Here is a 24,564-nt window from a genome sequence, read left to right on the forward strand (position 1 = left end):
TCCGCTTGCCGTCGCTCGCCTCCACCGGGACACCTCCGCACACTCACAGTCGCCGGGACGAACATCCCGCACCGGAGGCCGGGCCGGGTCCATGACACGCCCACCCGAGGCTCCCCTTGCCCTCCCATGGGCGGGCACACATCTGGTTCCGACGCGGGAATCGATTCGGTAACCCCTTCGCGAAGCCGTCCCGGCGCCCGCAGGATCGTTGCATAGGCTAAAGGTAGCCAGACGCCCCCTCGTCGGATGCCGCAGGGACGGTGTCGGCAGGCAGCGGGGTGCCACTGCCGGAGCCATCGGGGAGAACCTTGTCCAACCAGCAGCCGCCCGGAACACCTGCCCTCTCCCTCCTCCCATTCGTCGTCATGGCGGTCACCGCGATAGCCGACATCGCCGCCGGGCCGACCGTCGGGCTGCTGCCACTGGTGGCGTTGGGGCCCGCGTTCGCCGGGCTCACCGGCGGACCGCGCCGCACCGCCCTGATCGGGGGGCTGGCTCTGGCCCTGTGCCTTGCGCTCGGCTGGTACGACGGCTTGTTTCCCGGGCGGCGCGGGACGACGGCGTTGGTGTCAGTGGCCGGGGTCACCGCCGCCGGCCTGGTCGCCGCCGTGATGCGATGTCGCCGCGAGGCAGAGCTGGCCAGTGTCCGCTCGATCGCCGAGGTGGCGCAGCGGGTTCTGCTCCGCCCTGTGCCCCGCACCGCCGGCGAGTTGAGTGCCGCCGTCTCGTACACGGCCGCCGTGGCCGAGGCCCGCATCGGTGGGGATCTGTACGAGGTGGTCACCTCGCCCGGTGGCGTACGCGTGATCGTCGGCGATGTCCAGGGCAAGGGGCTCGACGCCGTGGAGACGGCGGCCGATGTGCTCGGCGCCTTCCGGGAAGCCGCTCACGACGAGCCCGACCTCATGGGCGTCAGCGCCCGGCTGGAGCGGGCGATGAACCGAGCCCTGTGCGGGGAGCGGTTCGTCACGGCGGTGATCGCCGAGATCCGGGAGGACCGGACCGTGGCGCTGCTCAACTACGGTCACCCGTCCCCGCTGCTCGTCCACGCCGACGGCACGGCTCGCTTCCTCGCACCGAGGACACGAGCGATGCCGCTCGGGCTCGGCGTACATGGGGCACAGTCCCCCGAGACGCTGAGTACGGCGTTCCACCCGGGCGACCAGCTTCTGCTGTACACGGACGGCGTCACCGAAGCCCGCGACGGCCGGGGAGAGTTCTATCCCCTCGACTCCCGGCTCCACCTGTTGAACGCCGACAGTCCCGAACTCGCCTTGGACGCCCTGCACAGCGACATCGTCGTGCACGCCGGCGGGCCGCTCGGGGACGATGCCGCCATGCTGCTCTTGCGCTACCGCGCATGACGACCACCCTCGCATCGCACGGTACAAAGGTTCGTATGCGAGAGCACGAGGAGACCGACCCGGCCCAGGACGACATCGGAGTCGTGACGCGTGCCGTGCTGACAGCGTCGCGGTTGCTGGTGGCGGTCTCGGCCCGGTCGCTGGCGACGGTCGAGGAGAGCATCACCCTGCCGCAGTTCCGGATGCTCGTGGTGCTGTCCACCCGCGGTCCGTCGAAACTCGTCGCGCTGGCCGACCACCTCGGCGTAAAGCCTTCCACCGCCATGCGGATGGTGGACCGGCTGATCGGCTCCGGCCTGATGGACCGTCGGCCGAACCCGGCCAACCGCCGCGAGACCGTCCTGCGCCTCACCGAGGAGGGGAACCGCGTCGTCCAGGACGTGACCTCCCGACGGCGTACGGAGATCACGGCCATTCTCCGTCGCCTCGACTCCGCTCAGCGCAGTGCCCTCGTGGAGGCTCTCGACGCCTTCAACTCGGCCGGTCAGGAACCGGCGTTCGGCGACGCAGACATGGGCCCGCATCCCCTCGGGTGGTCCGACTGGGCGGACGGCGGCACACAGTAGGACCGCACGACGGCGACGAAGCAAACCACAGCGAACGCAAGAAGCAGCATCACCGTCCTGACGAGTTCCCACAACAGTGCGCCAGGCCCTTCTATCCCGCGCGGAGCGACTCTCCCCGCCGGATGCGGGTGGCGGAGGCGGGCCCGGTCACCGAGGACCTGGGTGCCGTGGGTGGGGATGTGGCCGCGGGGCGAGGTGGGCGAGGGCGGGCCGGAAGCCGGTGCACCAGCCGATGGCGTCCGCGTCGGCGGTGGTGCCGTCCGCCCAGGCCACGCCGGTGGAGGCGATCCGGTCGAACATCGGCTGAGCCAGGTCCCGAAGTCGGCCTTGACGCAGAAGAGTTCACCGTCCCGGTGGACTCCGGAGACCCGTACGGGCCGCGCGAACCCCGATTCACAGGCGCGGCGTCCCGAAAAGGCCGGAAGTTTGGGCCACCGACCTGTCGCCACACAAACGTGCAGGTCAGCGACCCAATCCAGCAGAACCACCAAGTGCCTTCTAAGCACTTGGCGACGTCGTCCACGGCCGCGTCCTCGTCCGTGACGTGGACGGTGGTGATCCCAGGCTCCGCGGCCGGCGGAGGGTTCTCCATATGACCGTCTGCGAATACGCACCTCGGCGGGCAATCCGGCGCCAGGGCGAGCCGGTTCGTAGTGGACATGGCCGGTGGCCTCGCCCGGCGCGACCACATTGCCCGACGCAGCCGAGGAGGGTGCGTACACGCACGCCCTCCCGGCCAGCCGCCCCGATACGATGCGTAGCCGTTTCATCTAGTACTACAGCCGGTGGTTCACGTGACGTGACGGCGGTGTCTCGTTGCTCCGTTCGTGGGACTGAAATTGCCACTTGGTGTGATGCGGACGGATGAGTTGAGCGAGGCCGAAGTCCGAGTGGTGGAGGGGGAGTTGGAGGCGCTGTGCGCCTCGGTGGACGATGTGTTCGCGCGCCCGGCCTCCCGGGAGAACCTGCGGGCGATGGTGCGCGGGCTGCTCAGCGAGGTGCCGCGCAAGAACCTGTGGCAGCTCGCTGAGGCTGCCGGCCACCCCAACCCGGACCGGTTGCAGGGTCTCCTGGCCAAGGCCGCATGGGATGCGGACGAACTGCGCGACCGAGTCCGCGCCCACGCGGTCGCCGCCCTGGCCGCCGACGACGCGGTACTGATCGCGGACGAGACCGGCGATATCAAGAAGGGCACCAAGACCGCCGGTGTCCAGCGTCAGTACACCGGCACCGCGGGCAGGGTCGAGAACGCCCAGGTCAGCGTGCACCTGTCCTACAGATCCGGTAAGGCCCGCACCCTGATCGACAGCGAGTTCTACCTCGGCAAGCACTGGGCCGGCACCACCGCGGAGCACGAACGCCGCTGCGCCGAGCAGGGCATCCCGCCCGACCGCGCGAGCGCGGTGGCCACCAAACCGGAGCTGGCCCGGCGGATACTGGAGCGCGCGCCGGCGGCCTCGGTGCCGTTCACCTATTTCCTGGCCGATGAGGCCTACGGGCAGTGCCGTGCGCTGCGCGCCTGGCTGGAGGAACACCAGGTCCGCTACGTCTTCGCCATCCCGAAGGACGAGGTGCTGCCGCTGCCCGACGGGCGCACCCGGCCGGCCCGCGAGCTGTGGGCACTGGTACCCGGGGATGCCTTCGAGCGCCGGTCCTGTGCTGACGGCGCCAAGGGTCCGCGCGAGTACGACTGGGCCGCCGTCCAACTCGCCTCCCTTTCCACCGGGCTGGAGCGTCACCTGCTGATCCGCCGCTCGACCGTGCCCAACAAGAAGGACAAGAAGACCGGCGAACTCGTCCGGGAGACCGCCTACTTCCTGTGCCACACCCACCCGGACACTCCCCTGGCCGAGATGGTCGTCGCCGCGGGACAGCGCTGGATGGTGGAGGAGTCGTTCCAGGTCGCCAAGGGACAGGTGGGGCTGGACGAGCACGAGGTACGCAAGTGGTGCTCGTGGTACCGGCACACCACCGTGTGCATGCTCGCCATGGTCTTCCTGGTCATCGTCCGGAGCCGGCTCATACCGGCCCCGCCGACGACACCCGACCCCCGACCGTGAACGAGATCCGCCGCCTGTACGACCGGATCGTCCTCGCCCCCGCCCGCACCGCCCGAACCTGGCTCGCCATGCACTGGCACCGCTGGCGCACCCGCCACCAGACCGAGCCCGAACCAGCCACTACCGCACCCGAGCAGCCCGTGATCTCTCGCAGCGAAGGTTGAGCATTCTCACCGAAGGTTGAGTGACGCACAGGCGGGACCAGGCACGCTTGTCGTCACGCACCACCGGCTGCACTCGGCCGCCGGTGCTGGTGGAGCAGCCCGGCCGTGCATGCCACGACCGTTACGGCAACGGTGGGTACAACCCATGACGGGAGGCCGAGCCACACCGCCGACAACCCCACGACAGCACAGGTGATCGTCATGGTGATGAGCAGCGGTTTGCCGTACGAGCGCCAGGTAAAGTGCTCGTGGCCATGGGGCCTGGCCATCCGCACCGCACCCAACCCGAGCCCCGTGGCCGCCAGGAGGCCCAGGAACGTGCCGATGGCGACTGTCATCTGTGGTTCGGAGCGGGGTTCTTCGGAGGTCCCCTGCCGAACGCCTCCGTTGTGGACCGTCATGACGTCGCCGCGCCAGACGGTCGCGGTGACCTGGTCTCCAGGCCGGAGTCGCTCCAAGAGCGGCCCAGGATCGCCGAAGGCCACGACCCCGTTCCAGAAGGACGTGCCGGACAAGGTCGCCTTGTAACTGCCGGATTTGCTCAGCTCATTCCGCGTGCTCTCGACGGTGAAAGAGACCTCACGCAGGCAGTCCTCCCACTTTTTCGCCGTCGCGCCGGCGTGGCACGGCTCGGCCGCCACGTAGTCCTGGTGCCGCCTGGTATCGGAGGGAAGCCACGCGGTGAACACGAGATAGCAGCCCAGCGCCGGGATCAGGGACAACATGATCAACGCCGCGCCCACGAGCCGCGTCCGGCCCGGAGACCGCCGTGCAGGTTGGTCAGCACCCGGCGAAGGCAGCGACGGCCCGTCCATCCCGTGGGTGGTGTTTGTGCTCGGCACTGTCATCACTCGCCTCTCCTGGCCGGTACGAAAGTCCCTCCGCCCAAGTGGCGTTCCAGACCCGTCGCCGTAGCTTGGCTCAGCCGGAAGCAGGCAGACAAGGGGCACTCCAGGCAGTCTGAGGTCGCTCGTCCCTTCCGCACCTGGGCAATCGCCCTGGCCCGCCCCCGACCGCGCACGCCACCGTCGGCTCGGGACGTCGGCCTGACGGCCCTGATCGCCGAGTCACTCGAACCGGGCCCAGGTGGACAAGTTCCGCTGCCAGTGGCAGCTATCACTGCGAGGCCCACGAACACTCCGGGACCGCCAAGGATGGAGTCCCGAAAACCTTCAAGGAGACCGGCCCTGGACCACAAGATGTGACCCAGGCCACTCAGCCTTCGCTGCGACAGGTCAGCCCGCGCTCACTCACCGTGAACCCACCGGCTGTAGCACTAGACGGCAACCCGTCTCACCAGGGGTGATACTCCTTCTGAAGCGGCGCTCGCTGGGGAGAATCTAAGGGCTGTCCCGTAAATGATCTCCCGATTGCCTTGGGCAGGGGTGGCCGCCGTACGAGCCGCTGATCTATCCGGCGAGGGCGAGGTTGTGCATCCGGGCGATGCCGAGCATGGCGTGGTGCACACCGTCGCCTTTGAGGCGGCAGTCTCGGAGGATCTTCCAGGTCTTCAGGTAGTTCTTCGACCTCTCGGCGATGGCGTGGTCGCGGGTGGGGACCAGGGTGCCGTCCACAATGAGCACGGTGTCCTTGGCGAACCGCTTGCGCGGTTGAAGCGCGAGCATTGGCCCGAGGTGGTCGATGATGCGGTCCGCCGCCGACTTGGACACCCCGAACAGCGGAGCGAGCTGCCGCATCGTCAGGTTCGTGCGCCAGTAGGCCGCCACCAGCAGTGCCCGGTCCTCCAGCGGAAGGCTCCACGGCCGGCCCTCGCGGTCCGCATCCGCACCCTCGCGCCGCAGGACGGTCACGAGCTTGCCGAAGTTGTGCGGGTTCAGCCCGGCGAACGGGGCTATCCAAGACGGCTCCGACGCCGTGATCACACCAGCCACAGCTGGATCATCTCAGTTGCAGACGTCTCTGGTGCCGACCGATCCTTTGCCTATTCGACGATCTGAGGGAGAACGACGTGGGGCTGACTCTGTTCCCGGGAGACGGAGACACCAGCAGACCCGACGTCGGCTGGTCCTACAGCGGCTTCGCCGTGTTCCGGCGGCAGCTGGCGCGAGCCGAGGGGTTCGATCTCGACGGGATGTGGGGCTTCGGTGGGGAACGCCCCTGGAGTGATGTCTCCACCTCGCTCGAACCACTCCTCGATCGCCCCGACGACGGTGGAGGCGAGCTCTCGCCCACCGAATGCGCTGTGCTCCTGCCCCGGCTCGAGGCGATCGTCGAGCAGTGGCGGAATGAGGTCGGCGTCCCTCGGACACACATCGACGCGGCCCAACAGCTGACGGTCGTTCTGCGGCTCTGCGGCTCTGCGGCTCTGCGTCGCGAAGGACGTCGCGCTTCTCTTCCTCTGATGTCCGCGAAACCGGGGCAGGTCCTCACGCTCCCGCAGTTACGGGCAGCCCTCTTAAAGCGTGTTGCAGAAGGTTGTGACTGGGCAGGTCAGGGCCGGGGTTGTGGCCGGTCTGGTCATGCGGCGAGGGCGAGGTTATGCATGTGGGCGACCGCCTGGACTGCATGGTGAAGACCGCTGCCGCGCTGTCGGCAGTCGCGGAGGATCTTGTAGTGCTTCATCCGGGCGAAGGCGTGCTCGACGCGGGCCCGCACCCGCCGGTGCTCGGCGTTGTCTTCCTCCTCGCCGGGCAGCAGGTCCCGGCCGGGCCGTTTGCGGTGCGGGACGACGAGCCCGGTGTTGATGTAGGCGCCGTCGCCCAGCACGGTGACACCTTCGCAGTGCCGGGCCAGGCCGGAGTCCCGCCACGCCTTCGCGTCGGCGGTGTTGCCGGGCGCCGGCTGGGCCGCGGCGATCACCAGCTTCGTGTCGGCGTCGATGATGACCTGCACGTTCGCCGAGAACCGGTAGTTCCGTGAGGAGGCGCCGACGTTCCGGTCACGCACCGGCACCAACGTGCCGTCCACGATCCACAGCCGTTCGACGGCGTCGTCCGGGCGGGCGTCCTGCTCGATCGCGAGGAGAGGCCGCAGCCTCTGGATGACCCGGCATACGGTCGTCGGCGAGCATCCGAAGAGCGGCGCGAGCTGCCGCATGGTGAGGTTCGTGCGGTAGTAGACGGCCACCAGCAGCACCCGGTCCGCCAGCGGAAGGCACCACGGCCGACCACCACCAGGCCCGTTCCCACCCCGCTCACGGACCGCCCTCAGCAGTCGCTCGAACTGCCGCATCCGCAGACCCGTGAACGTCTCCACCCACAACGACTCAGCCCTCAACGCCCCACCCATACAGGGGAAAATGCCCAGACCGCGACCTTCTGCAACACGCTTTTAGTGCTGTAGACATCTGTCATTCACAGAAAAGCGGTGCCTCGACGTTGATGCAGGTGTCATTTCCAGCCCCACCGTCGGCTGAATCGTTGTCGTCGCCGCCATCAAGGGTGTCGTTACCATTTCCACCGAAAAGCTGATCAGCATGGCTTCTGCTGTCGAGCCTGTCGTCACCGTCGTCACCCCACATCTTATCGGCGGTGCTGCCGCTGTAGAGGTAGTCGTTGCCAGGCCCACCGTGCAGAGTCGGCTTAAGTTCGGTGAAGTTGTAGACCCGATCGTTCCCGTCTCCGGCATCAACATTGACCCTGAAGACATCGGCGTCCGCTGGGATGTTGATGTCCCTATTGCCGAGCGGACCCGTCACTTCATCGCCATCATCGTAGATGTGGACGATTCCGTGGCCGTCCTCGAATATTATGCCGTGGATGTAGATGACGTTGTCTTTACCCGGAGCTGCCTTGATCTGCAAGTAGTAGTTCAGGTCCCAATCGACGTGCGTTCCGGTGGGAACACGCTGACTGGCCGATGCGGATTGGGCTGCGAGGCCGGGAACAGCTGCTATCACCAACGCAGCAATAAAGGTGCGGGTGTATATGAAGAATCGACCCATCGAGAGACACCACCGACGGAAGGGGAAAATACGCTGGACGCCAGATGTGACCAACTCATCGGCGAGCGCAGGGCTATTCCGTAGTCTTCTGTACTTAAAGCGTCTCACCGCGCAGACGGCGCTGCATCCTGACGCAACTGGAACATGCCAGCCGCCCGAGCGAACCCCGACGCGGTCTTCGGAGGCCGTGGCCTGGTAGACGCGACGCTGTCAGTACCGACTGCGATCGTCGAAGCCATGACCACGGCCGCCCGAGAAGAAGCGGCCGCGCCAGCGGCGGTCGCCGAGCGGCTCGGCGCGCTCGCTCAGCGCGCTCCACACGGGCACGCGCACGGGCCCGGGAAACCAGCAGCGCGCAGCCGTAGCTGAGCGCTGTTGTTCGTGGCGCAGCAACCGACTGGGGAACGAAGAGCGGCCCTGGGAAAATTCGGGCTCTGACCGGAGTTCCGTGAATTGGCCCGTGGTCGCTTGTGGCGACCCCGCTGACGATGCGGCCATGCGGCCACGGCATCATGGCGCCGAAGCGTGATCGAGAGGGGTGCCATGACCAAGCACATCGTCCGTGACGAACCGGTTGGTCGGGCCCAGAACAACTACATCGCCCAAGCCGACCTGGCGCCGTTCGGGCTGGACGGTCAGGTGGAACAGCTGTGGCTGAAGCCCCTCAACGACGGCACTTTCTCCATAGCCTGCATCCCGTTCCAAACGTACGGACTCGCTCTCGGCGACCGTGTACGACTGTCAGCGAACGACCAGGTCAGCGAGGTCGTGGGGCGCTCTTCGCATCGTGTCCTGCGGATGCTCCTCATGCCCGACCAGACCCGAAGCAGTTGACAGAAACGATAAATCGGATCCGGACCACAGCCGATGCCACGGGCCTGCTGAGCGAGTGGAGCGGTGACCGCCACGTCGCCGTGGACATTCCACCGGAGGCGCATCCTTCGATGCTGTTCGACATCATGCAACGCGCGGTGTCCGAGAGCCGCGCCTTCTGGGAGTTGGCTGACGCCATGCCATTCTCCACCCAACCCTGAGCCGTCGCCCTGGACCTGGGGCACTCCCTTTCTCATGACTTTATGAGGATCCGAGTTCGAAGAAGCGTGAACGAGGCACGGCCGTACATGGCCCTCTTGAGCGTTTTAACCCTGTTGACATGGCCTTCGACGACGCCTGAGCTCAAGTCGAGGGTGAGGCCGGCGGTATCGGCGTCGAGGTCCTGACGGAGGAATCCTGCAAAGCCGCTGACCGGTTTCGGAGCATCCTTGTCGCCGGAGGTCGGGCAATGACCAAGTCCACCACGGCGACTTGGGCGCAGGTGCCGGGGTTGAGGAGTCCCGTCCCGTGGGCGGATCCTGGCCGGGCGCACCGGGCGGCTGTCGCATGGCATAACCGCGATGAGGAGCGGATGGGGCCTGCGTCCGAGCCGTTCCTTTCACGCTGCGGCGCTGCATCGAGCCGGACATCTCCGTGCTAAGGGCTGCCCGTAACTGCGGGAGCGTGAGGACCTGCCCCGGTTTCGCGGACATCAGAGGAAGAGAAGCGCGACGTCCTTCGCGACGCAGAGCCGCAGAGCCGCAGAGCCGCAGAACGACCGTCAGCTGTTGGGCCGCGTCGATGTGTGTCCGAGGGACGCCGACCTCATTCCGCCACTGCTCGACGATCGCCTCGAGCCGGGGCAGGAGCACAGCGCATTCGGTGGGCGAGAGCTCGCCTCCACCGTCGTCGGGGCGATCGAGGAGTGGTTCGAGCGAGGTGGAGACATCACTCCAGGGGCGTTCCCCACCGAAGCCCCACATCCCGTCGAGATCGAACCCCTCGGCTCGCGCCAGCTGCCGCCGGAACACGGCGAAGCCGCTGTAGGACCAGCCGACGTCGGGTCTGCTGGTGTCTCCGTCTCCCGGGAACAGAGTCAGCCCCACGTCGTTCTCCCTCAGATCGTCGAATAGGCAAAGGATCGGTCGGCACCAGAGACGTCTGCAACTGAGATGATCCAGCTGTGGCTGGTGTGATCACGGCGTCGGAGCCGTCTTGGATAGCCCCGTTCGCCGGGCTGAACCCGCACAACTTCGGCAAGCTCGTGACCGTCCTGCGGCGCGAGGGTGCGGATGCGGACCGCGAGGGCCGGCCGTGGAGCCTTCCGCTGGAGGACCGGGCACTGCTGGTGGCGGCCTACTGGCGCACGAACCTGACGATGCGGCAGCTCGCTCCGCTGTTCGGGGTGTCCAAGTCGGCGGCGGACCGCATCATCGACCACCTCGGGCCAATGCTCGCGCTTCAACCGCGCAAGCGGTTCGCCAAGGACACCGTGCTCATTGTGGACGGCACCCTGGTCCCCACCCGCGACCACGCCATCGCCGAGAGGTCGAAGAACTACCTGAAGACCTGGAAGATCCTCCGAGACTGCCGCCTCAAAGGCGACGGTGTGCACCACGCCATGCTCGGCATCGCCCGGATGCACAACCTCGCCCTCGCCGGATAGATCAGCGGCTCGTACGGCGGCCACCCCTGCCCAAGGCAATCGGGAGATCATTTACGGGACAGCCCTTAGGGAGAATGAAGCTCCGTTGGGGAGCGCGCGGGGAGAATCGACTGCCTAAATGGGCAGCATGATGAAAGCACCGGAAACAGGCATCACCGCAGGTTACCGTGCCTCATTGACCGATTCGCGCAGGTCAGCGCCCCGAGGGCGACAACTTCAAGAAGATCTCTTCTCCCTCACCGAAGAACCCACTGCCCTCCACACATGCATCAAGCCGCTTCCCAAAGGCCGGCATCCAGGATGCGAGCCGCCTTGGTGATGCTGCCCGGCATCAAGTGTCGATAGATTCGATACGTCTCCTCGATGGACTTGTGGCCCATCCATTCCGCCACGTCGGTGATGGGTATGCCGTTCCCGAGCGCGTTCGAGGCGAAGTAGTGCCGGAAGCTGTACATTGCCGACACCTGCCTCAGCAGGGAGGTCCTTGAAGAGCTTCTGCACACGACGGCGTTCCATCGGCTCCGTGTAGTACCCGCTCGGGCCACGCAGCAGGTAGCCCTCCTCTGTGGTTCCGTGCTGTTCCTCGTACCGCTCCAGCCCTTCCCGCACCGACCGTGGCAGCGGGACCTCCCTGAACTCACCAGCCTTGCGGTGCTTCAGCTTCGCCGGCTTGTGCGTGTTGGAGTGGATCTGCTCGTGCACCCTGTAGACGTCGTCCGCCACGATGTTTTTGACGTTCACCGCCCGGGCCTCACCGTTTCGCAGGCCGCATCCGACCATCATGATGATCTCAAGCGCGAGATCGTCGTCGGCGACAGTCAGCGCCTTCTTCACGTAGGTGAGGGACGGGATAACCACCTTCTCGCGAACGTATTCTGGTTCTTGGACGCCCTTTACCGGGTCGTCCGCCATGGCACCCTTGCCATAGGCGTCTCGCAAGATGGCCTTGAGAGTGCGGAATATGTTCACCTGGTTTCCGCGACCGACCTTGTCGGCCTCCAATTCGTCCAAGAAGCGCTCGACGACGATCGGCGTGATGGAGTTCAACTTTCGCGATCCGAGCCGAGGAACGATGTGCACATTGATCGAGCTGTCGACATGCTCGCCCGTGGAATACTCCGTCATCTTGCGCTGCCGGGGTCGCCATAGCTTCGCGTATTCCTCGACCGTCTGCTGACCGAGCTCGCGGCGGGCCTCGGCGACGGACGGCGCCGTGCTCTTCTTCTCTTTGTAGATCGCGGTCAGACGCTCGATGCCGTCATCCTGCGTCCCGAAACCGGACTCCTCGCGCTGCTTGCCCAGCGCGTCCCTGAAGCGAATCGTGTACGGGTGCGGGTGGGCTTGGCGCAGTCGCATTCCTTGAAGAAGGAGCCCATGCCGCGGGCGAGCTGTCGAGCCACGTGTAGAACCTTCCGAGCGGGAGCGAGGAACCATGCACAGGAGCTGCGCAGAGGCGGAAGGTCAGCAAGCGGAGCCAAGGCTGCGACGCATGCTGACCTTTTGCTGACCTGAGGGGCCTCTATCATGCCCCTGACCTGCACAGACGTCCAAATGCTAGATCTTGGACTTGAACAGGGTGCGAAGCACGGACAAACTCCCGATTCGTCTGCTCCCTGCCTGCTTATTGCAGGTCAAGGGCGGTCTTCGGAGACTACAACGATTCGCTTGTCCGGTCAGCTGTCCCCGGGTGTTTCAGGGCTCACACTGACCACTTGCTGACGGAGCATGGGGCTGGACGGGAAGGGTGAGGATCCTCTTACGGAACCGTGACGCGCCGCCCGTCGAACACCTCGCCGGGACCGAGGCGGCCTGGCTTCGGAACATGCGCGTACTTGTGACTGGAGGAGCGGGCTTCATCGGCTCGCACGTCGTCGCCGAGCTGATCGGACGCGGGCACGATCCGGTGGTCTTCGACATGACGGAGGACGGGAGGGACGTACGGGATGCCGCCGCCGTGCGGAATGCCCTGGCCGCGGTCGACGCGGTCTGTCACCAGGCGGCCAAGGTGGGCCTGGGCAAGGACTTCGGGGACGCATCCGGGTACGTGTCGGTCGACGGCTTCGGTACGGCGGTGCTGCTGGCCCGGATGGCGGAGGTGGGTGTGCGAGGGCTGCTGCTCGCCGGGGCGATGGTCGTCTACGGCGAGGGGCGGTACGAGTGTGCCGCGCACGGCGTGATCCGGCCCGGGCCGCGTGCCGAGGCAGATCTGAAGGCCGGTCGGTTCGAGCCGCGCTGTCCTGACTGTGGTACCGACCTGGCACCCGGTCCGGTCGCCGAGGACGCGCCGACGGACCCCCGGAACGTGTACGCCACCACCAAGCTCGCGCAGGAGCACCTCGCGTACTCGTGGGCTCGGGCGATCGACGGACGCGTGATCTCGCTGCGCCACCACGACGTCTACGAGCCGGGTATGCCCCGCGACACCCCGTACGCGGGCGTGGCCGCCCTGTTCCGTTCCGCGCTCGCGCGCGGCGAACCGCCGCGCGTCTTCGAAGACGGCGGACAGCGGCGGGACTTCGTCCACGTACGGGACGTGGCCTCGGCCAACGCGGTGGCGCTGGAGTGGTCCTGCAGCGAACCGTGCACCATCACGAGCGGCGGCCCCTCCCCCTCTCCCACACCGCGATCCGTGTCCCGCCGGAGCCCCGGACATCGAAAGGCTCGTCGGCCCGATGCCCGGAGACGTCGTGCCGTGCCATGAACGCCACGAGCTCCTTCACCCTCCCAAGCAGGAGCGACACATCGGCAGATCTACCCATCCGGGACGGGGCCTGGCAGCCGGTCACAGCCCGGGCGTGCGCGCTCGCGAGTGGGTGCCGAGGAGTTCTGCGAGGCCGCGGCGGGTGGCGGCGATGACGACGCGGTCTTCCGGACGGAGTACGTATCCGGGGTGGAGATCCCAGAGGAGCTGGGGCTGGTCGCCGTCGTGGTGTGAGGAGGCGAGGTCGGGGCGGCGGGTGGTGGGGGCGGCCGTGTCCAGGGCGAGGACGCGCCAGGCGCCGGGTCGGAAGGCGTCGGCGACGGTACGGCCGTCGAGTTGGGGGTGGCCGGCGACGAGGAGGGCGGCGAAGAGGAGGACTTTGCGTTCGACGGGGATGGCGCCGAGGATCTGGCGGCCCATCATCGCGCCGGCGAAGGCGGGTGCGGCGAGGTGGGTGACGCTACGGCTGCGGGTGAGGGCGTCGGGGTGGGCGGTGCGCAGGGTGCGGTAGACGGCGGTGGCGAAGTCGTCGTCGTACAGGCGTAGGGCGACGCGCAGGTCGGGTGTGACCGTACGGGCGTAGAGCGTGCCCTCCAGGTTGGTGGTGTCGGAGCTGGTGAGGGCGAGCAGGGCGTGGGCCCGGTGGATCTTGGCGGATTCCAGGACGCCGTCCTCGGTGACGTCGCCGAGGACGACAGGGATGCCGAGGCTGCGGGCGAGAGGGATACCGCGGGCGTCAGGGTCCTCTTCGACGCACACGACCGGGATGTCGAGGTCCCGCAGCTGGGCGAGGACACGGGTGCCGATCTTGCCGAGGCCGAGCAGGACGACGTGGCCGGACAGACCGCGGGGAGGCCGGCGTATGGCTCCGGCGCTCCGGAAGGTACCGAGAGCCTCCAGCGCGGCCGCGATGAGGAGGGGCAGCAAGGCGAGGCCGACGAGGCCGGTCAGGAGCTGGAGGATCTGGTGGGTGACCGATGCGTCGAGCGCGGGGTCGTTGATGGAGAACAGGTCGAGCAGCGTGATGTATGCGGCGTGCACGGGGTCGGCGTCGGTGAGCACGGTGGTGGTGAGGGTCAGGGCGAGCACGGAGGCGACGATGCCGGCGAGCGCCCACCGCAGGCGGCTGGAGAAGAGCTCGCGCAGCGGCGCCCCCCGGCGGGCCAAACGCCGTGGGGGCAGGGCGGGACCGGCGTATCGCACGGTCTCCAGGACGACGCTCCCGCGACCGGCGGCGCTCGCCACGGCCCGGTCGTCGGGCAGGAGGAGGGGGCCCTGCGGGCCGCTGGCCTCCGAGCCCTCGGCGCCCGCCGGGTCGGTGGTGGTGGACGACAGCAGGGCCAGGGTGCACAGGGCGGGGTCGGGTACCTCACCGCGTCCGGGCGGGGTGCGTTCGGCGGCGCGCAGGAGTACGCCGTCGGCCTGGACGACCTTGCTGGTGCCGGCGACGGCGGTGGCGGCGAGCGCGGGAGCGGCGGTATCCGCGTCGGAAAGGACGGTGGTGGAGGCGTCGAGGAGGGCTCGGTCGGTTCCGGGCGCGGTGAGGAGGGCGGCCTGGTCGAGGAGCTCTTCCAGGCGTTGGCCGAGTTTGCGGTTGTACATGCGGACCACGAGGCGCAGGCCGGGGCTGAGCCGGCGGGCGGCGAGGGCGGCGCGGAGGTTGGTCTCGTCGTCCTCGTAGAGCAGGGCGAGGGCCGCGGCCCGGTCCACACCGGCCCGCAGCAATGTGTCCTCGGTAGGCGAGGATGACACGACGTCACGCAGCGGCGGGGGCGTCCCGCCGAGCGTGTCCTCGGTGGCGGGTCCGCCGGACCGGCGCAGCAGCCGTGCCGCGCGGGACAGCACGGCGGGCTGCTCGCCCACCCGTTCCCCGTCCTGTTCGCCGGGTGCGACGAGGACGACCCGCTGGCGGTAGACGTCCCGCAATTCGGCGGCGAGCCGGCGGGCGAGCCCGTCGTCGCCGCAGACCACCATGTGGCCGCCGTCCCTTGGCTGTCCTGTCTCCTGGTGCGGTAGCGCGACCACGATTCCCCCGGTGTCGAGATGGCCCCGCCTGTTCACGCGGGCGGGTCAAGTGTCGGTCGTTGGCGCCTCGGTGTGGGATGTGTGCGGCGAACGAGGCGGGAGATCGGGGGGCGTGCCGGCGTGACGGGCCAGGTGACGGCGAGGACACCGGCGTCGATCCGCACCCAGGTCGGGGAGGGCTGCTGAGGAGATGGCTCATGGTCGGGTGCGGTGGAGGACGTACCGGCGGCTCAGGAAGCCGCCGCCCGCCACAGCTGCCGGCGCCCAGAACGCCAGGAAGGAGCCGAGGGTTCCGTCTCGGTCGTGCAGGACCACCATCAGTACGAAGGTGTAGGCGCCCAGAACGGCCAACGCCCGGACGTACACCCTTCAGGAACTCTCCAGTCCGCTGAACTGCACCCGGCCGGCGCCCTCTTCGGGCCCGGAGAGTCGCACCCGGCCGACCCGAGTGGTGCACGCCGCTCCGGTGACCAGGAACGCCCCAGCGAGGCCCGCGTCCACGAGCCGGGCGTGGACGCGGCGGGGCAGGGCACGCAGCGCCCGCCACTGGTTCGCCTTGTTGCGGGCGAAGCCCCTGTTGCGCAGTTCGACCGCGACGCTGCGGAAGAGCGTCGCCAGGTGCAGGGGCACCAGCAGGGCGAGCCCGATGCCGAGCAGCAGCCACTCGTCGGCGAAGGGAGGCAGGAGCGGCACGGCAGCCAGAACTGCGGCGAGCAATCCCACCCCGGAGAGAGCCGGTTGCATGCCCGCGTGAAGCTTGACTCTGGCTCTCACCGCGTCCCCCTCCCGTCGCGTTCTACTCGGTGATCTCGACCGGCGTGCCCGAGGCGGCCGGAGCGGGCGCGGGCTCAGCCATCGTCTTCTTCTGGGTGATGCCCTGGAGGAGAGAAGCCAGGTCGACTCCGGTGGTGGAGCTGAGAAGTTCCATGCCCTGAGCGACGTTGTCGGTCACGGTGCGGGTCAACTGGCTCGCGCCGTCGGTGGAGATGATGGTCATCTTGTCGACGGCGGCGAGGGGTTCGGCGGCCTTGGCGACGACCTGGGGCAGGACCTCGACCACCATCTGGAGGACGGCGGCGTCGCCGTACTGGGCGAACGCGTCGGCCTTCTTCCGCATGGCCTCGGCCTCGGCGGAGCCCTTGGCGGCGATGGCGGCGGCCTGGGCCTCGCCCTCGATGCGTACGGCGTCGGCGAGGGCCGCGCGGTGGGCCTTCTCGCCCTCACCGGTGAGGCGGGAGCGCTGGGCGTCGGCCTCGGCCTGCTTGACCAGGGCGATGCGGCGGGCCTCGGCCTCCTGCTCGGCCTGGTAGCGGGCGGCGTCGGCGGGCTTGCGGACCTGGGTGTCGAGCTGACGGTCGGTCAGCGCGGCCTGCCGCTCGGCGACCTTCTCCTGCTCGGTGAGGATCTGCTGCTGGCGGTCGGCCTCGGCGAGCGGTCCCGCCGCGTTCGCCTGTGCGGCGGCCTCGTCGGTCTGCGCCTTGATCTCGGCCTGCTTCAGGTAGAGGGTCCGCTGCGCGATGGCGATCTCCTCCTCCGCCTTCAGCCGGGCCTGCTCGGCTGCGCGGCGGGCCACGGCCTCCGCGATGTCGGCCTCCTGCTTGGCGCGGGCGGCCTCGGGACGGCCGAGGTCTTCGAGGTACGAGCCCTCTGTGGTGATGTCCTGGATCTGGAAGGCGTCCAGGACCAGGCCCTGCCCCGACAGGCTGGCCTCGGCCTCCTCCGCGACCTGACCCGCGAACGCGGCGCGGTCACGGATGATGTCCTCCACCGACATCCGGCCGACGATCGAGCGCAGCGCGCCGGACAGTACTTCCTGGGTGAAGCCGACGATGCCGTCCTGCTGCATCAGGAACCGCTGGGCGGCGGCCCGGATGGAGTCCTCGGTGCCGCCGACCTTGACGATCGCGACGCCCTCCAGGTTGGCCTTCACGCCGCGCAGGGTCACCGCGCCGCGGACGGCGACGGGGATGTGCCGGCTGGACAGGTCGAGCGTGAACTTCTGCTGCACGAACGGCACGACGAAGACACCGCCGCCGACCACGACCTTCTGGCCGCTGTTGTCGGTGAACACCCGCCCCGTGGCCGGATCGGTGGCCTGCTTGCCGCGCCGCCCGGTGATGATGAACGCCTCGCTGGGCCCGGCGACCTTGTAGCGCGTGACGACGACGAGGGCGAGCAGGACGACGAGTACGCCGATGCCCACCACAGCGGTGAGGACAGGGCCCATGGTGAAATCCCCTTGAGATCAGAGCTGGTTGGAAAAGCAGTCGTACGACAGGAGGTCAGCGCTCGACGGGGCGCACGGCGACGGAGGTGGGCGAGAGCACTGATTCGACCCAGACCTCGCCTCCCCGCCCGACGGGCGAGGTGCACTTCGCCGCGTACTTCACCGGCTGCCCGCCCAGATACAGCAGCACCTCGCCGTAGCCGTCGGCCGGGATCGCCGTGACCACGGATCCGGAACTGCCCCTCAGGTCCTCGCCCCGCGGTGCGGAGGCGGTGCTGTCCCGGAGCAACGCCCGGCTGAACCGCCAGGTCCCCCACCCCACGACGCCCCCCACGACCACTCCCGCACCGGTCGCGACCCCCGCCCCCGTTCCGGTGGTCCCGAGCACGATCGCCCCCGTGAAACCGAGGGCCGACACGAAACCGGCGATCACCGGCAACGACAGGAGCCCGTCAAGCCCCCCACCGACCGCGTCGAGGGCCCCCTCCAGCACCCCGTCGAAGACCAGGGTCAGGACGAGCAGCACGAGACCTACGATGCCGAGACCGAGAAACCAGCCCATGTACACCACCTCGCCCCGTGCCTTACTTCTCCCGTCGTAAGGGACGATGTCACGGCCCAGTACAGATGTTCACTGCCGTATCCCGGCAGTCTTTACGCGCTCTTAATGCCGTCCATGGGCACGCGAGAACTCGGAGACGAGAGAGGCGAGGTGCTCGGGTGACTCCTCAGGGAGGAGATGCCCCGCGCCGTCGAGAACGCGCAGTACGGTGCCGAGCCGCCGTTCGGCCACGGGTCCCAGGCGGCCCGGGGCCAGGAAGGCGTCGTGCGATCCGACCACCACCATGTTCGGCACGTTCCGGGCGCGTGCCAGGACTGCGGACGGCAACGGCGCGGGAGCGAGGCTGCTGTGACATGAGCTGCCCACAAGGGCCATCCATCGGCTGAGCTCCTCCGGTACGGCGGCACCGGGCGATGACATGTGCCGCAGAAGCCGCTCGGCGCGCGCCACCGTGGGGCGAAGCAGCCACGGCATCGTCGCGCCCATGACCGAAGCGTCGACGCGAAGCCGAACCAGCCCGGCGGACGAGACGAGTACACGGCCGGCGATCAGGTCGGATCCGGAGGCGAGGGCGATCGCGCCGCCGAGCGAATGGCCCACGACCACGGCCGGTTCGGACGTCACTTGTGCCAGCGTCTCGGTGAGCCACTGTCCGTACCAGTCCATGCGGCGCCGGCGAGGGCGCTCGCCGGAGCTGAGGCCGGGCTGGCCCGGCACGTCGAGGACGGTCAGGGGCCCGACCCGGGCCAGTGCCTTCGCGAAGCCCAGGGACACGGCCGCGTTCATGTTCGTCCCGGGTATCAGGACGATCGACTCATGCCCCACCCCTGGACCGGGCTCGGGTTGGATCACGCTCGTCAGGCCGGCGGAGGTCTCGACCCGCGTTCGGCGGTGAGGGACCGGCCAGTCGTCGAGGCGCTCCTCGCACCAGTCGCGAACCCGTACCCGCGCGGCCTCGCTGCGGTAGATCGACGACGGCATGGCCGCATCGTAGGCGGCATGCCGCCCCGGTCATAGACGCGCGGGTAGGGTTGCGGCCGTTCATTGACGCGTTGCTGACGCGTCGCCGGTACGAGAGACATGACCTCTCAGTACAGAAGGGGCGTCGTCACGGTGGTCACCGCCGCGCGTCAACGGGCGCGCTCGTTCTTCTCGGCGCATCCCGCCCGGACCGTCGTCCTCGGGTTCGCCGGGGTGGTGATGGTCGGCACGGTCCTGCTGATGCTGCCGCTCGCAGCGGAGGACGGTAGCGCCCCCAGCGCGCTGACCGCGCTGTTCACCTCGACCTCGGCCGTGTGCGTGACAGGGCTCGCGGTCGTGGACACCGGCACGTACTGGAGCGGCTTCGGCGAAGGCGTGATCCTCGCGCTGATCCAGGTCGGCGGCTTCGGCATCATGACCATGGCCTCCCTGCTCGCCCTACTGATGTCGGGGCGGTTGCGGCTGCGGATGCAGCTGACCGCACAGGCGGAGACCAAGAGCCTGGGCATCGGAGACGTACGCCGCGTCCTGCTCGGCGTCGCCGGCACCACGCTGATGGTCGAGCTCGCCGTGGGCGCCTTCCTCGCGCTGCGGTTCCGCTTCGGATACGGAGACGGCATCGGCGAAGCCGCCTATCTCGGCTTCTTCCACGCCGTCTCCGCGTTCAACAACGCCGGCTTCGGCCTCCACGCCGACAGCCTCACCCGCTACGCCCAGGACCCGTGGGTCACCCTGCCGATCGCCGTCGCCGTCATCCTGGGCGGCATCGGCTTCCCCGTGCTCCTGGAGATGCTGCGCCACCGCAACCGCGCCCGCACCACCGGCCGGAAGAACTGGACCCTGCACACCAAACTCACGGTCATCACCACCGTCGTACTGCTGGTGGTCGGCACGGTGCTCACCGGGCTCCTGGAGTGGACCAACCCGGCCACGCTCGGAGCGCACGACGTCTGGGGCAAGCTCCTCAACAGCTTCTTCCACTCAGCGATGAGCCGCACCGCGGGCTTCAACTCCCTCGACATCGGTGCCATGCAGGCCTCGACCCTCCTGATGACGTGCATGCTGATGTTCATCGGCGGCGGCAGCGCCGGAACGGCCGGCGGCATCAAGGTCACCACCTTCGCCGTCCTGGCCGCCGCGATCCTCGCCGAGGTCCGCGGCGAGCCGAACTCCGCCGTGCTGGGCCGCCGCCTCGGCCCGCATGTGCTGCGCCAAGCCCTTACGGTGGCGCTCCTGGGCGTGGGGCTGGTCATGAGTGCCACGCTCGCCCTGCTCTCGGTGAGCAAGGCGTCGTTCGAGGCGGTGCTGTTCGAGACCGTCTCGGCCTTCGCAACGGTAGGCCTGTCGACCGGCATCACCGCCGACCTGCCGGCGGTCGGACAGCTCATCCTGGTCGTCCTGATGTTCATCGGCCGTATCGGCCCGATCACCCTGGTCTCCGCGCTCGCTTTGCGCGAGCGCACACGACGGTACGAACTGCCCGAGGAGCGACCCGTCATTGGCTAACTACCTTCGCAACCTGAGCAAGCGCCGCCGTCAGCGGCTCACCGAACAGCACCGGCCCGCCGGAGACCAGCGCGTCGCCGTCATCGGCCTCGGCCGCTTCGGCAGCTCGCTGGCCAACGAGCTGATGCGCCGGGGCTGGGACGTCCTGGGCATCGACACCGACGCCCGCCTCGTCCAGAAGTACAGCGACGGCCTCACCCACGCCGCCGTCGCCGACTCCACCGACCCCGAGGTACTCAACCAGCTCGGCGTCCACGAGTTCTCCAGCGCCGTCGTCGGCATCGGCAGCGACATCGAGGCGAGCATCCTCGTCAGCTCCAACCTCCTCGAAGCCGGCGTCCCCAACATCTGGGCCAAGGCCATCAGCCGCCAGCACGGCAAGATCCTCGAACGCCTCGGCGTGCACCACGTCGTCCTGCCGGAACACGAGATGGGCGAACGCGTCGCCCACCTCGTCACCGGCCGCATGCTCGACTTCATCGAATTCGACGACGACTACGCCCTCGTCAAGACCGTCGCTCCCAGGGTCGCCACCGGGCAACCCCTGGGCCAGTCCAGAGTCCGCAGCGAGTACGGCGTCACCGTCGTCGGCATCAAGCGCCCCGGCGAAGACTTCACCTACGCCACCGCCGACACGATCGTCGAGAAGGGCGACATCATCGTCGTCACCGGCAAGACCGGCGCAGTGGAGACCTTCACCGACCTCCCCTGAGGACTAGGATCAGCCATCGGTGAGCCGGGAAGTCTGGTCGGCACAGTCTTCCGCCTGCCATGGAGCTCCCGCTATGCCGCTCACTCCTGTCGTGCTCGCCCTGTGGGCACTCGCCTTCCTCACGCTCAACACCGTCGTCAGCGTGCGGGTCTGGCGGATCAACGATCTACCGCGCTGGAGACGGGCCCTGCCCGGGCTCCTGCTGTGCGCCGGGCTCGCGGCCAGCCTCAGCCGGGCCACCGGAACCACCATCGTCGCCGAAACGCTCGCCTTCCCCCTCCACCTGGCCACCGCGGGCATCGGCCTGTTCGAGCTCCGCCGCCACCGGACGCGTTCCTCCCGCCCCGACGGCGCAGGGGCCGTCGCACGAGCGCCTGGGCAAGCTGGACACTGCTGATCGGCGGAGCGGCACTGCTCCTGACGCCGAGCATCGCGGTCCTGCTGGGCTGGCGGCCGAGCCGCCTCGCCCGGCCCGGCGCCCCGGCACGCCTGCTCGGTGCCGCCGGGGTCACGCTGTACGGAGCCGTGCTGACCAACGAGGTGGCACGGCTGGCCGATGCGCCAAGCGGCGTACTGAAGGTGTGCTCCTACATCGCCCTGGGTCTCATCGGCTGCTCCATCGCCCTCGTGATCCTCTACGACTTCCTGGCAGGACCGTCCCGGCGGAGAAGCCGGTGATGCGCCGAACGACTGGACGACGTGTGGACCAGCCGCTCAACGTGGCGCCCTGACGGAGACCGCTACGGCAGCGGTGAACGCGAGCGCCAGCGCGCCGATCCCGCACAGCGGAGACTGCAGCTGAGGCAACAGGTACATCAGGCTTCCGGCGGCCGTAAGTACCGAGCCGCCGGCCAGGAGCGGGGCGGACGGGCCGGTATGCGGTTCGCGTCGCACGGGCTGCGGCATACGGCTCTCTCCTTCGGTCGAGGCCAAGCGTACGGAGCCGTCGTCACGCCTGCGGGGACTTCGCCACGCCAGGCGCCCCGGGGCAAGCGCGTCGCAGTTTTCAGGCGCTGGGACGCCGCGCGTCGTACTGGTCCCGCCACGTGTCGATCAGCGCGGCCATTTCCCTCTGCATGAAGGCGTAGAAGTCCTGCATCTCGTCGAGCCGTCGCCCAGCGGTGCTTTCCCGCCCCGCTGCCTTGATGCCCTCGGCCGCGGCGTCGCCCATGGTGGCCAGCAATACGTTCTGGCTGCCCATCAGAGTGGCCCAGGCGTGCTCGCGGAACCGGTAGTGGTCCCGGCGGCTGCCCGGGGCCGGTACGCGTTCGACCATGCCAGTAGGGATGAGTTGCTTGACGGCCCCTGAGACTGCGCCTGAGCTGATCTGCAGGACCTCGCAGAGGTCCGAGGCCGTCATCGTGTCGTCCTGGCTGAACAGCAGCGCGGTCATCACGCGGGCCGTGGACTTCTGCATCCCGCCCTCGGCAAGGGTGAGCGCAAGCCTCTCGGCCGCTTCGCGCAGCCGTACATCCGTCTCGTCCATTCTTCCTCCTCCACGCAGGCCACCCCAGCATAGTCAGCTCTCTCAATACTCAGACCGTTTACAGATCTCTGAATGCTCGATACGTTCGGAGTTATGGAGAACGCGATCGAGCTCCACGAGCTCACCAAGACGTACGGCGCCCGGCGAGGCCTGGCCGGCCTGACGCTCGAGGTACGGACCGGCGAGGTCTTCGGCTTCCTCGGCCCCAACGGCGCGGGCAAGTCAACAACCATCCGCCTCCTGCTGGACCTGATCCGGCCCACCAGCGGCACGGCTACGGTTCTGGGGTTGTCGCCGCGTGCGCAGGGAACGGAGCTGCGGGGGCGGGTGGGGTACCTGGCAGGCGACTTCGTCTGCGACGGGCGCCAGAACGTCCGCGGATACCTCCGCTTCCTCGGCGCGCTGCGCGGAGGCGTGCCACAGCAGCGCATCGACGACCTCGCTGGCCGTCTCGGCCTGGACCAGAGCACCCGCATCCGGAAGCTGTCCAAGGGCAACAGGCAGAAGGTGGGCCTTGTTCAGGCGTTCATGCACCGGCCCGAGCTACTCGTCCTGGACGAGCCGACCTCCGGGCTCGACCCCTTGGTGCAGCAGACGTTCCTCGACCTTGTCAGTGAGACGGTTGCGGACGGGCGGACGGTCTTCATGTCCAGTCACGTGATGAGCGAAGTCGAAGCGGTCGCCGACCGGGTCGGCATCATCCGCGACGGTCGGCTCGCCGCCCTCGACACGGTGGCCGGCCTGCGGGCCGGGGCCGTCAGGGACGTCGAGGTCACCTTCGGTACGCCGGTACCTCCGCACGCGTTCGCCGACCTGCCCGGTGCCGACCGGCTGCACCTCGACACCAGCCGCACCACTCTGAGCGGCCAGGTGATCGGCAGCCCCGACGCCCTGATCAAGGCGCTCGCCGACTACCCGGTGACCGGCCTGCGTGCGACCGAACCCGCCCTTGAGGAGGTCTTCCACTCCTACTACGCCGGTGCGGAGGCAGCCCCCCGAACCTCTCCTTCCACCGCGGCCTGAGCTGTCCGCGCACACCGGAAAGGCCCTTCATGAACACCGCCGTCTTCACCAAGTCCCTCACTGACAGCCGCCGCGCACTCGCCGGCTGGGCGCTCGGAACCGCTGCTGTCGGCATGACCTATGCGAGCACCTACCCCTCGCAACGGGACAACACCGCGAGCCTCCCCGAGGCACTGCGCGAGGCCTTGCACGTCGACGCCACAGCGGCCGGCTACCTGCATGCCAGCGTCTTCGGGGTCATCCTGCCGCTCCTCGCCATGATCTACGGAGTCGCCACCGGCTCCCGAGCCCTCGCCGGAGAAGAAGAGTCCGGTCGGCTCGACCTGCTCCTGGCCCATCCCGTGACCCGAACCAGCCTCGCTCTCCAGCGATTCTGCGCGCTGACCGCGGGCGCGGGTGTGATCTCGCTGCTCGTCTGGCTGGCCATGCTGGCCATCCGAGACAGCGCCGGGCTCCACAGCGTCACCCCGGTCGAGTTCCTGGCCCAGTGCGTCAACCTGGCGCTTCTCGCCATCGTCTTCGGTGCCCTCGCCCTCGGACTAGGCGCCGCCGTCGGCCGCCGGGCCGTTGTCCTGACCACCACCGCGATCATCGGCGTGCTCTCCTACACCGCGCACGCGCTCGTCGGCCAGATCGGCGCGGGCTGGCTCGCGCATGCCTCCCCGTTCCACTACTACATCGGCGGTGAGCCGCTGAAGAACGGAATCCAATGGGGGGACGGCGCGATCCTGTCCCTGACCGCCGTCGTCCTCCTGGTGCTTGGTGTCATCCGCTTCAACCGCCGTGACATCGGCTGACGCAGCC

27 protein-coding genes and 2 pseudogenes are annotated in these 24,564 nt (G+C 68.5%); 14 read left to right on the plus strand and 15 right to left on the minus strand.

Annotated elements, in window-relative coordinates; all coding sequences use genetic code 11:
* The first annotated feature begins 365 nt into the window (after nt 1-365).
* Together N5875_RS03850 and N5875_RS03855 are read left to right on the plus strand one after the other, a co-directional pair.
* Nucleotides 366-1,364 carry a PP2C family protein-serine/threonine phosphatase gene (locus N5875_RS03850; RefSeq protein ID WP_338491831.1) on the plus strand — a complete coding sequence of 333 codons (999 nt, stop codon included), beginning with the start codon at nt 366-368 and terminating at the stop codon, nt 1,362-1,364.
* 35 nt (nt 1,365-1,399) lie between these two features.
* Entirely contained in the window at nt 1,400-1,930 is a 531-nt protein-coding gene (locus N5875_RS03855; protein WP_338491833.1) for a MarR family transcriptional regulator, read from the plus strand.
* 186 nt (nt 1,931-2,116) lie between these two features.
* Here N5875_RS03855 and N5875_RS03860 read toward each other — a convergent pair.
* Nucleotides 2,117-2,257, minus strand: a pseudogene (locus tag N5875_RS03860) (pyridine nucleotide-disulfide oxidoreductase); the annotation flags it as partial.
* Nucleotides 2,258-2,799: 542 nt separating this feature from the next.
* Here N5875_RS03860 and N5875_RS03865 point away from each other — a divergent pair.
* Together N5875_RS03865 and N5875_RS03870 are read left to right on the plus strand one after the other, a co-directional pair.
* The gene (locus tag N5875_RS03865; RefSeq protein WP_338491834.1) at nt 2,800-3,990 is read left to right on the plus strand and encodes an IS701 family transposase; all 1,191 of its coding nucleotides are present in this window, start codon (nt 2,800-2,802) and stop codon (nt 3,988-3,990) included.
* Nucleotides 3,987-4,154 carry a hypothetical protein gene (locus tag N5875_RS03870; protein WP_338491837.1) on the plus strand — a complete coding sequence of 56 codons (168 nt, stop codon included), beginning with the start codon at nt 3,987-3,989 and terminating at the stop codon, nt 4,152-4,154. Before N5875_RS03865 ends, N5875_RS03870 begins: the two co-directional genes overlap by 4 nt.
* Before the next feature lie 53 nt (nt 4,155-4,207).
* Here N5875_RS03870 and N5875_RS03875 read toward each other — a convergent pair whose 3' ends face one another.
* The 5 genes from N5875_RS03875 to N5875_RS03895 all read right to left on the minus strand — a co-directional run bounded on the left by N5875_RS03875 (nt 4,208) and on the right by N5875_RS03895 (nt 8,391).
* Nucleotides 4,208-5,002, minus strand: a complete 795-nt coding sequence (locus tag N5875_RS03875; RefSeq protein WP_338491838.1) for a hypothetical protein — start codon at nt 5,000-5,002, stop codon at nt 4,208-4,210.
* A 561-nt stretch (nt 5,003-5,563) separates the two neighbouring features.
* On the minus strand, nt 5,564-6,046 hold the full coding sequence (locus N5875_RS03880) for a transposase family protein (protein ID WP_338491839.1): 483 nt from the start codon (nt 6,044-6,046) through the stop codon (nt 5,564-5,566).
* Nucleotides 6,047-6,632: 586 nt separating this feature from the next.
* On the minus strand, nt 6,633-7,403 hold the full coding sequence (locus N5875_RS03885; protein WP_338491840.1) for a transposase family protein: 771 nt from the start codon (nt 7,401-7,403) through the stop codon (nt 6,633-6,635).
* A 61-nt stretch (nt 7,404-7,464) separates the two neighbouring features.
* Nucleotides 7,465-8,058 (minus strand): calcium-binding protein, encoded by a 594-nt coding sequence (locus N5875_RS03890; protein ID WP_338491841.1) that lies wholly within the window; start codon nt 8,056-8,058, stop codon nt 7,465-7,467.
* Nucleotides 8,059-8,268: 210 nt separating this feature from the next.
* Entirely contained in the window at nt 8,269-8,391 is a 123-nt protein-coding gene (locus N5875_RS03895) for a hypothetical protein (RefSeq protein ID WP_338491843.1), read from the minus strand.
* A 210-nt stretch (nt 8,392-8,601) separates the two neighbouring features.
* On the opposite strand from N5875_RS03895, the gene N5875_RS03900 reads away from it, so the two are divergent.
* From N5875_RS03900 to N5875_RS03910, 3 genes are all read left to right on the plus strand, one after another.
* Nucleotides 8,602-8,892 carry a DUF4265 domain-containing protein gene (locus N5875_RS03900; protein WP_338491845.1) on the plus strand — a complete coding sequence of 97 codons (291 nt, stop codon included), beginning with the start codon at nt 8,602-8,604 and terminating at the stop codon, nt 8,890-8,892.
* The gene (locus tag N5875_RS03905) at nt 8,889-9,092 is read left to right on the plus strand and encodes a hypothetical protein (RefSeq protein WP_338491847.1); all 204 of its coding nucleotides are present in this window, start codon (nt 8,889-8,891) and stop codon (nt 9,090-9,092) included. The genes N5875_RS03900 and N5875_RS03905 overlap by 4 nt, the downstream gene beginning before the upstream one ends.
* 962 nt (nt 9,093-10,054) lie before the next feature.
* Entirely contained in the window at nt 10,055-10,537 is a 483-nt protein-coding gene (locus N5875_RS03910; RefSeq protein ID WP_338491839.1) for a transposase family protein, read from the plus strand.
* A gap of 269 nt (nt 10,538-10,806) precedes the next feature.
* On the opposite strand, the gene N5875_RS03915 is transcribed toward N5875_RS03910, so the two are convergent.
* Both N5875_RS03915 and N5875_RS03920 read right to left on the minus strand, forming a co-directional pair.
* The gene (locus N5875_RS03915; RefSeq protein WP_338499082.1) at nt 10,807-10,992 is read right to left on the minus strand and encodes a tyrosine-type recombinase/integrase; all 186 of its coding nucleotides are present in this window, start codon (nt 10,990-10,992) and stop codon (nt 10,807-10,809) included.
* 604 nt (nt 10,993-11,596) lie between these two features.
* Nucleotides 11,597-11,971 (minus strand): annotated as a pseudogene (locus N5875_RS03920) (hypothetical protein); the annotation flags it as partial.
* A 388-nt stretch (nt 11,972-12,359) separates the two neighbouring features.
* On the opposite strand from N5875_RS03920, the gene N5875_RS03925 reads away from it, so the two are divergent.
* Entirely contained in the window at nt 12,360-13,238 is an 879-nt protein-coding gene (locus N5875_RS03925; RefSeq protein ID WP_338491849.1) for an NAD-dependent epimerase/dehydratase family protein, read from the plus strand.
* Between the two features lie 81 nt (nt 13,239-13,319).
* Here the strand turns inward: N5875_RS03925 and N5875_RS03930 are convergent, their stop codons facing one another.
* The 6 genes from N5875_RS03930 to N5875_RS03955 form a co-directional block, all read right to left on the minus strand.
* Entirely contained in the window at nt 13,320-15,212 is a 1,893-nt protein-coding gene (locus N5875_RS03930) for an NAD-binding protein (RefSeq protein WP_338491852.1), read from the minus strand.
* Between the two features lie 246 nt (nt 15,213-15,458).
* Nucleotides 15,459-15,614, minus strand: coding sequence for a hypothetical protein (locus N5875_RS03935; protein WP_318212942.1), 156 nt, complete (start codon nt 15,612-15,614; stop codon nt 15,459-15,461).
* A gap of 18 nt (nt 15,615-15,632) precedes the next feature.
* Entirely contained in the window at nt 15,633-16,007 is a 375-nt protein-coding gene (locus N5875_RS03940; RefSeq protein ID WP_318212943.1) for a hypothetical protein, read from the minus strand.
* Nucleotides 16,008-16,059: 52 nt separating this feature from the next.
* The gene (locus tag N5875_RS03945) at nt 16,060-17,490 is read right to left on the minus strand and encodes an SPFH domain-containing protein (protein ID WP_338491855.1); all 1,431 of its coding nucleotides are present in this window, start codon (nt 17,488-17,490) and stop codon (nt 16,060-16,062) included.
* A 55-nt stretch (nt 17,491-17,545) separates the two neighbouring features.
* The gene (locus N5875_RS03950) at nt 17,546-18,052 is read right to left on the minus strand and encodes a hypothetical protein (protein ID WP_318212945.1); all 507 of its coding nucleotides are present in this window, start codon (nt 18,050-18,052) and stop codon (nt 17,546-17,548) included.
* Nucleotides 18,053-18,154: 102 nt separating this feature from the next.
* On the minus strand, nt 18,155-19,033 hold the full coding sequence (locus N5875_RS03955; RefSeq protein WP_338491857.1) for an alpha/beta hydrolase: 879 nt from the start codon (nt 19,031-19,033) through the stop codon (nt 18,155-18,157).
* 99 nt (nt 19,034-19,132) lie between these two features.
* Between N5875_RS03955 and N5875_RS03960 the strand changes: the two genes are divergently transcribed.
* The 4 genes from N5875_RS03960 (at nt 19,133) to N5875_RS03975 (ending at nt 21,929) form a co-directional block, all read left to right on the plus strand.
* Nucleotides 19,133-20,539: a potassium transporter TrkG gene (locus tag N5875_RS03960; RefSeq protein ID WP_338491858.1), complete on the plus strand. Its 1,407-nt coding sequence runs from the start codon at nt 19,133-19,135 to the stop codon at nt 20,537-20,539.
* Entirely contained in the window at nt 20,532-21,251 is a 720-nt protein-coding gene (locus tag N5875_RS03965; protein ID WP_338491860.1) for a TrkA family potassium uptake protein, read from the plus strand. Before N5875_RS03960 ends, N5875_RS03965 begins: the two co-directional genes overlap by 8 nt.
* A gap of 73 nt (nt 21,252-21,324) precedes the next feature.
* Entirely contained in the window at nt 21,325-21,648 is a 324-nt protein-coding gene (locus N5875_RS03970; protein ID WP_338491861.1) for a hypothetical protein, read from the plus strand.
* Nucleotides 21,649-21,776: 128 nt separating this feature from the next.
* Nucleotides 21,777-21,929 carry a hypothetical protein gene (locus N5875_RS03975; RefSeq protein ID WP_338491863.1) on the plus strand — a complete coding sequence of 51 codons (153 nt, stop codon included), beginning with the start codon at nt 21,777-21,779 and terminating at the stop codon, nt 21,927-21,929.
* A 328-nt stretch (nt 21,930-22,257) separates the two neighbouring features.
* Here the strand turns inward: N5875_RS03975 and N5875_RS03980 are convergent, their stop codons facing one another.
* Nucleotides 22,258-22,737 carry a MarR family transcriptional regulator gene (locus N5875_RS03980; RefSeq protein WP_338491865.1) on the minus strand — a complete coding sequence of 160 codons (480 nt, stop codon included), beginning with the start codon at nt 22,735-22,737 and terminating at the stop codon, nt 22,258-22,260.
* 93 nt (nt 22,738-22,830) lie between these two features.
* On the opposite strand from N5875_RS03980, the gene N5875_RS03985 reads away from it, so the two are divergent.
* A complete protein-coding gene (locus N5875_RS03985; protein WP_338491866.1) occupies nt 22,831-23,760 on the plus strand; it encodes an ABC transporter ATP-binding protein in 930 nt (309 codons plus the stop codon).
* Between the two features lie 29 nt (nt 23,761-23,789).
* Complete coding sequence (locus N5875_RS03990) at nt 23,790-24,557, plus strand: ABC transporter permease subunit (RefSeq protein ID WP_338491867.1); 768 nt, start codon at nt 23,790-23,792, stop codon at nt 24,555-24,557.
* Nucleotides 24,558-24,564: the final 7 nt, after the last annotated feature.

The organism is Streptomyces sp. SJL17-4 (genome assembly GCF_036826855.1).
Classification (GTDB): Bacteria; Actinomycetota; Actinomycetes; order Streptomycetales; family Streptomycetaceae; genus Streptomyces.

Coding starts and splice junctions, on each gene's coding strand:
- N5875_RS03850 (WP_338491831.1), top strand. CDS start 366: ATGGCGGTCACCGCGATAGCCGACATCGCCGCCGGGCCGACCGTCGGG.
- N5875_RS03855 (WP_338491833.1), top strand. CDS start 1,400: ATGCGAGAGCACGAGGAGACCGACCCGGCCCAGGACGACATCGGAGTC.
- N5875_RS03875 (WP_338491838.1), bottom strand. CDS start 5,002: ATGACAGTGCCGAGCACAAACACCACCCACGGGATGGACGGGCCGTCG.
- N5875_RS03885 (WP_338491840.1), bottom strand. CDS start 7,403: ATGGGTGGGGCGTTGAGGGCTGAGTCGTTGTGGGTGGAGACGTTCACG.
- N5875_RS03890 (WP_338491841.1), bottom strand. CDS start 8,058: ATGGGTCGATTCTTCATATACACCCGCACCTTTATTGCTGCGTTGGTG.
- N5875_RS03900 (WP_338491845.1), top strand. CDS start 8,602: ATGACCAAGCACATCGTCCGTGACGAACCGGTTGGTCGGGCCCAGAAC.
- N5875_RS03915 (WP_338499082.1), bottom strand. CDS start 10,992: ATGTACAGCTTCCGGCACTACTTCGCCTCGAACGCGCTCGGGAACGGC.
- N5875_RS03925 (WP_338491849.1), top strand. CDS start 12,360: ATGCGCGTACTTGTGACTGGAGGAGCGGGCTTCATCGGCTCGCACGTC.
- N5875_RS03930 (WP_338491852.1), bottom strand. CDS start 15,212: ATGGTGGTCTGCGGCGACGACGGGCTCGCCCGCCGGCTCGCCGCCGAA.
- N5875_RS03940 (WP_318212943.1), bottom strand. CDS start 16,007: ATGCAACCGGCTCTCTCCGGGGTGGGATTGCTCGCCGCAGTTCTGGCT.
- N5875_RS03945 (WP_338491855.1), bottom strand. CDS start 17,490: ATGGGCCCTGTCCTCACCGCTGTGGTGGGCATCGGCGTACTCGTCGTC.
- N5875_RS03950 (WP_318212945.1), bottom strand. CDS start 18,052: ATGGGCTGGTTTCTCGGTCTCGGCATCGTAGGTCTCGTGCTGCTCGTC.
- N5875_RS03955 (WP_338491857.1), bottom strand. CDS start 19,033: ATGCCGTCGTCGATCTACCGCAGCGAGGCCGCGCGGGTACGGGTTCGC.
- N5875_RS03960 (WP_338491858.1), top strand. CDS start 19,133: ATGACCTCTCAGTACAGAAGGGGCGTCGTCACGGTGGTCACCGCCGCG.
- N5875_RS03970 (WP_338491861.1), top strand. CDS start 21,325: ATGCCGCTCACTCCTGTCGTGCTCGCCCTGTGGGCACTCGCCTTCCTC.
- N5875_RS03980 (WP_338491865.1), bottom strand. CDS start 22,737: ATGGACGAGACGGATGTACGGCTGCGCGAAGCGGCCGAGAGGCTTGCG.
- N5875_RS03985 (WP_338491866.1), top strand. CDS start 22,831: ATGGAGAACGCGATCGAGCTCCACGAGCTCACCAAGACGTACGGCGCC.
- N5875_RS03990 (WP_338491867.1), top strand. CDS start 23,790: ATGAACACCGCCGTCTTCACCAAGTCCCTCACTGACAGCCGCCGCGCA.